This is a genomic window from Pseudomonas sp. NY15463, assembly GCF_048068415.1.
GTDB lineage: Bacteria > Pseudomonadota > Gammaproteobacteria > Pseudomonadales > Pseudomonadaceae > Aquipseudomonas > Aquipseudomonas mosselii_C.
The window spans coordinates 1-6,741 of record NZ_JBLUQD010000017.1 but is presented as its reverse complement, the minus strand read 5'-3'; the positions used below and the strand labels follow the sequence as shown (position 1 = coordinate 6,741).

Sequence of the window (6,741 nt, the reverse complement as noted above, 5' to 3'; positions counted from 1 at the left end):
CGCAGAGCAAAGCGCCGACGCGCCGCTGGGCAACTGGCTGACGATCAATGGCCACGTGTATGGCGGCGAGCTGAGCCTGGGCTGGACGTTCAGTACCGAGCAGTTCGATGTGCAGACCCTACAGGCCCTGGCTGATGCCTATCGTGACGAGTTGCAGGCTGTGGTCAAGCACTGCCTGGGCACGGCTACGCCAGGCGCGACCCCTTCCGATTTCCCGCTGGCCGGCCTGGACCAAGCGCAGCTCGACCGCCTGCCAGTGCCGCTGGGGGAAGTCGAAGACCTTTATCCGCTGACGCCCATGCAGCAAGGCATGCTGTTCCATTCGCTGTATGAGCAGGGCAGTGGCCAGTATCTGAACCAGCTTCAGGTCGCGGTGTCAGGCCTCGACACCGAGCGATTCCGCGCCGCCTGGCAGGCTACCTTGGACGCCCAGGCGTGCCTGCGCACCGGTTTCATCTGGCAAGGTGATCTGGTTCGACCGCTGCAAGTGGTGCACAAGGCTTTGACCTTGCCCATGCGGGTGCTCGATTGGCGCGCTCGTGCCGTCTCGCCGGCCGACCTCGATGCGCTGGCGCGCGCGGAGCTGGAACACGGCTTTGACTTGGTTCAGGCGCCGCTGTTGCGTCTGTGTCTGGTGCGCCTGGGCGATAACGACCAGCATCTGATCTACACCCACCATCATATCCTCATGGACGGCTGGAGCAGTTCGCAACTGCTGGGCGAAGTACTCCTGCGCTACCACGGGCAGCCGGTGCCACGGGCTGAAGGGCGTATTCGGGACCACATCGAGTGGTTGCAGTCCCGCGATGTGGTCGCCAGCGAGGCATTTTGGAAAGCCCAGCTGGCAGGGCTTGGCGAACCGACACGGTTGACCCAGGCCCTGGCCGGACTCGGTGAGGCGAGCGGCAGCGGGCAGGCCGACCTTCATGTGCGCATCGATGCCCGGCAGACGGCGCAACTCAGCGAGTTTGCGCGTCGGCGCAAGGTGACCGTCAATACCCTGCTGCAAGCGGCCTGGCTTATCCTGCTCCAGCGATACACGGGGCAGGCCAGCGTCTGCTTTGGCGCCACCGTTGCTGGGCGGCCAGCCGAACTGCCAGGCATCGAGCGCCAGGTCGGGCTGTTCATCAACAGCCTTCCGGTGATCGCCAGCCCGCAGCCGAACGAGCAGGTGGGTGACTGGTTGCAGCGCGTGCAGGAGCAGAACCTGGCCCTGCGCGAACACGAACACACGCCGCTGTTCGAGATTCAACGCTGGGCCGGTCATGCGGGTCCGCTGTTCGACACCTTGCTGGTATTCGAGAACTATCCGGTCTCCGAAGCCTTGCAACAAGGCAGCGGTGCCGATTTGCGTTTTGGCGCGGTGCAGCGCCATGAGTTGGCGAACTACCCGCTGACGCTGGCCATTGGACTTGGCCAGGAACTGAGCCTGCACTTGAGCTACGACCAAGCCTGTTTCGATCGGCAGGCCATGGCGACCCTCGGCGAACACGTGCAGTGCTTGCTGGAGCAGATGCGTGCGCGCCCTGACGCACGTCTGTGCGAACTGTTGCTCGAACCGGTGGCGCAGGCGCAGCAGCGCGCGGCGCAACTGAACCCGGCGCTGGCCTGCCATGAAGAGGGCGGCAGCCTGCATGCGCGTATCGAGTTCCAGGCTCGGCGCGCGCCGCATGCGGTGGCGGTATCGCTGGGTGAGCAGGCCTTGACTTACCAGCAGCTCAATCAGCAGGCCAACCGCCTGGCGCATGCCTTGATCGCCCGTGGCGTCGGCCCGGATGTGCGGGTGGGCATCGCCTGCTCGCGTAGCCTGGCCATGCCCGTTGCCGTGCTGGCGGTGCTCAAGGCTGGCGGCGCCTATGTGCCGCTCGATCCGCATTATCCGCAGGATCGCCTGACCTTCATGATGAGCGATAGCGGTATCGAACTGTTGCTCGCAGAAAGCGCGCTGCTGGACAGCCTGCGGGTGCCAGAGGGTGTGACGGTACTGGTGCTGGAGCGGATGGCCGGCGAGTTGGCGAGCTTACCGGAGCATGATCCTGAGGTGGCGATGAACTCGGCCAACCTTGCCTATGTGATCTACACCTCCGGCTCCACCGGTCAGCCAAAGGGGACTCTGCTACCCCATGCCAATGTACTGAGGCTGTTCCAGGCCACGGCGCGCTGGTTCGCGTTTGGGCCGCACGACGTCTGGACCCTGTTCCATTCCTACGCCTTCGATTTCTCGGTGTGGGAGATGTTCGGTGCCTGGCTGCATGGCGGGCGCCTGGTGATGGTCGAGCATGAGGTGAGCCGCTCGCCACAGCAGTTCCTCGAACTGCTGGTGCGCGAAGGCGTGACGGTGCTCAACCAGACGCCATCGGCCTTCAAGCAACTGATGCAGGTGGCCTGCGCCCAGGCCCACGGTGAAGGGTGCGGTGCCTTGCGCCAGGTGGTATTTGGTGGCGAAGCGTTGGATGTGCGCAGCCTGCGCCCATGGTTCGAACGTTTCGGTGACCAAGCCCCGCGGCTGGTGAATATGTATGGCATTACCGAGACGACGGTGCACGTCACCTACAGGCCGTTGTCGCGGGCGGATCTCGAGCGCGAAGCCAGCAGCCCGATTGGCGAGCCGATCGACGACTTGTCCTGGTACGTGCTCGACAGTGAACTCAACCCGGTGCCCCGGGGGGCGGTGGGTGAATTGCACATCGGTGGCGCCGGGCTGGCTCGGGGTTACTGGCGTCGTGCCGACCTCAGTGCCTTGCGCTTCGTTCCGAACCCGTATGGCCAAGTGGCAGGTGCACGTCTTTACCGTACCGGCGACCTGGCCCGCCACCGCCTGGATGGGGTGATCGAGTACGTTGGACGTATCGACCAGCAAGTGAAGATTCGTGGGTTCCGCATCGAGCTGGGCGAAATAGAAGCCTGCCTGCTGACCCTCCCTTGGGTCACTGGGGCCGCAGTGCTGGCGGTGCCGGTCGCCGGCTCCAGCCAGTTGGTGGCATACCTGGCCGGTGCCAGCGAGGCGCAGCGCGAGACGGTGCGTGAACACCTTCGCAAGCATCTGCCTGACTACATGGTGCCGGCCCATCTGCTGTTCCTTGAGCAATTGCCGCTGACTGCCAACGGCAAGCTCGACCGCAAAGCCCTGCCGGCACCGCAAGCGGGATTGCAGCGTACTGTGTTCGTCGCCCCTGCTACCGCGCTGGAGCAACAGGTCGCGGCAATCTGGCAGGACGTGCTGGGAGCAGCTCAAGTTGGCCTTGAAGACGATTTCTTCGAACTGGGCGGCCATTCGCTGAGCGTGGTGAGCGTCGTCTCACGCCTACAGCTTGAGCTGGGCCTGACCCTCACCCCACAGTTGTTGTTCCGTTTCCCGCGCTTGCGCACGTTCGTCGAGCAATTGGAAACCACTGCGCAACCAATCAACACCACGAAACTGAGCAAGCTCGAAGCGCTGCTGGATGAGATGGAGGATTTCTGATGGACAAGTCGGTCGCTTCGAAAATTGCAAAGCGTTTCATTACCCTGCCCCTGGACAAGCGCAAGCTCTACCTGGAGAAAATGCTCGCTGAAGGGGTCTCGCCAGCCAACCTGCCGATCCCCGAGGTCAGTGCCGATTTCGAGGTGCTGCCACTGTCCTACGCGCAGGAGCGCCAATGGTTCCTCTGGCAACTGGCGCCTGACAGCACGGCCTACCACATTCCCTGTGCCCTGCGCCTGCGCGGCGCACTGGACTTGCCAGCGCTGGAGCGCGCTTTCGCTCGGTTGGTAGAGCGTCACGCGGGCTTGCGCACGGTGTTCGCCGAGGTGGACGGGACGACTCGCCAGATCGTGCAGCCGGAGGGGGGCGTGCCGGTCAAGCTGTTCGAGTTGGCCTCTGTGCTCGACGAGCAGGATCAGGCAGTGCAGATTCGGCAGTTCGTCGAGCAGCAGACCCAGGCCCTGTTCGACCTACAGACCGGCCCTTTGCTACGTGTTGGCCTGTTGCGCCTGGCCGATGACGACCATGTGCTGGTGATGACCCAGCATCATATTGTCTCGGACGGCGTTTCGATGCAGATCATGGTCGATGAGCTGGTGGCGTTGTACGGCGCTTTCAGCCAAGGCCGCGAGGCTGGGTTGCCCGACTTGGCCATACAGTACAGTGATTATGCGTTGTGGCAGCGGCACTGGATGGAAGCCGGAGAGCGCGAGCGGCAACTGAGTTACTGGCGCGAGCAACTGGCGGGTGAGCAGGCGGTGCTGGCCTTGCCCACCGATCGTGCGCGACCGGCGGAACAGAGCTTTCGAGGGGCGCGCCACGCATTCTGTGTAGCGGGCGAGCTTCTGGACGGTTTGCGACGCTTGGCCCAGCAGGAAAACGTCACCCCGTTCATGTTGTTGCTGGCGTCCTTCCAGGTGTTGTTGCACCGCTACAGCGGGCAGGCCGATATCCGCGTTGGCGTGCCGGTCGCCAACCGCAACCGGGTAGAGACCGAGCGCTTGGTCGGCTTTTTCGTCAATACGCAGATTCTCAAGGCAGACTTCACCGCGCCACAGTCGTTCAAGGCGTTGCTCGGCCAGGTCCGGCAGGCGGCGATTGACGCCCAGGCCCATCAGGACTTGCCGTTCGAGCAACTGGTCGAGGCCCTGCAGCCCGAGCGCAGTCTCAGCCACAATCCATTGTTCCAGGTCATGTTCAACCATCAGGGCAGTGCGGCGCCGGTGACGCCGCACGCACAGCATGCGGCGCTGCAAGTCGAGCCGTTAATGGGTGTGCGCAATACCGCTCAGTTCGATCTGACACTTGAAACGGTCGAGTCTACCGACGCTGTGGCCGCGAGCCTGGTGTACGCCACCGACCTGTTCGATGCCAGCCGCATCGAGCGCATGGCGGGTCACTGGCTGAATCTGTTGCAGGCCATGGTGGCCAACCCCGAGGCCCGCGTGGCTGAACTGCCGATGTTGGCCAGCGGCGAGCGTGAGCAATTGCTGCACGGCTTCAACGCCACGGCCACCGAGTACCCGCTGGATACCCCGGTGCAACGCCTGATCGAGGCGCAGGTGGCGCGTACCCCGGATGCCGAGGCGCTGGTGTTCGGCGATGTGCGCCTAAGTTACGCCGAGCTGGATGCCCGCGCCAATCAGTTGGCCAATCGCCTGATCGCCGCGGGCGTCGGCCCGGATGTGCTGGTCGGGATTGCCGTCGAGCGCAGCGTCGAGATGGTGGTTGGGCTCTTGGCAGTCCTCAAGGCCGGTGGTGCTTATGTCCCGATGGACCCGGAACTGCCGAGCGAGCGCCTGGCCTACCTGTTCGAGGACAGCGGCATCGAACTGCTGCTGACCCAGAGCCATCTGAGCCTGCCGATGCCTGAAGGGCTGACGGTCCTGGCTTTGGACACGCTGGACCTGGGCACCTATTCGAGCGACAACCCGAACATCACCGTGGCCCCGGAAAACCTGGCCTACGTGATCTACACCTCGGGCTCGACCGGCAAGCCGAAAGGTGCAGGCAACCGCCACAGCGCGCTGACCAACCGGCTGTGCTGGATGCAGCAGGCCTATCAGTTGGATGCCAGCGACACGGTGCTGCAAAAGACCCCGTTCAGCTTCGACGTGTCGGTGTGGGAGTTCTTCTGGCCGCTGATGACTGGCGCGCGTCTGGCCGTTGCAGGTCCGGGCGACCACCGCGACCCGAGCAAGCTGGTCGAGCTGATCCATGCCCACGACGTCACGACGCTGCACTTTGTACCGTCGATGTTGCAGGCGTTCCTGACGGATGCCCAGGTGAGCAGTTGCACCGGCCTCAAGCGCATCGTCTGTAGCGGCGAAGCGTTGCCGGTGGATGCGCAGCAGCAAGTATTCACCAAGCTGCCGCAGGCCGGTTTGTACAACCTGTACGGTCCGACCGAGGCGGCTATCGACGTGACCCACTGGACCTGCCGCGAGGAGGGCGCCGACACGGTGCCCATTGGCCAGCCGATCGCCAACCTTACGACTTACGTGCTGGACGCCGAACTGAACCCGGTGCCGGTCGGGGTGATCGGTGAGCTGTACCTGGGCGGCGAAGGCCTGGCGCGCGGTTACCACCGCCGCCCGGCATTGACCGCCGAACGCTTTGCTACCAGCCCGTTTGGCAATGGCGAGCGGCTGTACCGCACTGGCGACCTGGCCCGCCAGCGTGCGGACGGTGTGATCGAGTACGCCGGGCGTATCGACTATCAGGTGAAGATTCGCGGCCTGCGTATCGAGCTGGGTGAGATCGAGGCGCGTCTGATGGAGCAGCCCGAGGTACGTGAAGCGGTGGTGCTGGCGGTGGAATTGGCCGGTAGCCAGCAGTTGGTGGGCTACGTGGTGGCAAGCGATGGCAGCGCCGACGAGGGCAGCTTGCGCGACACGCTGAAGCGCCGCCTACAGGTAAACCTGCCGGAGTACATGATCCCGGTGCAGTGGATGTTCCTCGACGCATTGCCGTTGAGCCCGAACGGTAAGCTCGAACGCCGCGCGCTGCCACGCCCGGAGGTCGGCCAACAGGCTGAATACGTGGCGCCGCGCAGTGAGCTGGAAGCGCGAATCGCTGGGATCTGGCAGGAGGTGCTCAAGGTCGAGCGGGTGGGGATGCAGGACAACTTCTTCGAGTTGGGCGGCGACTCGATCATCTCCATCCAAGTGGTCAGCCGTGCCCGTCAGGCGGGTATTCGCTTCACCCCCAAGCAACTGTTCCAGCACCAGACGGTGCAAGGGCTGGCGGGTGTGGCACGCAGCGAGGTCGAGAGCCCG

Annotated in this window: 2 protein-coding genes; both read left to right on the top strand. The window is 64.1% G+C overall.

Going from position 1 to position 6,741, the window contains the following annotated elements; all coding sequences use genetic code 11:
- Nucleotides 1-3,463, top strand: a 3,463-nt coding sequence (locus tag ACNFIC_RS23795; RefSeq protein ID WP_416782278.1) for an amino acid adenylation domain-containing protein, incomplete at its 5' end; no start/stop codon positions are given.
- Nucleotides 3,463-6,741, top strand: a 3,279-nt coding sequence (locus tag ACNFIC_RS23790) for an amino acid adenylation domain-containing protein (RefSeq protein WP_416782276.1), incomplete at its 3' end; no start/stop codon positions are given. The genes ACNFIC_RS23795 and ACNFIC_RS23790, both read left to right, overlap by 1 nt.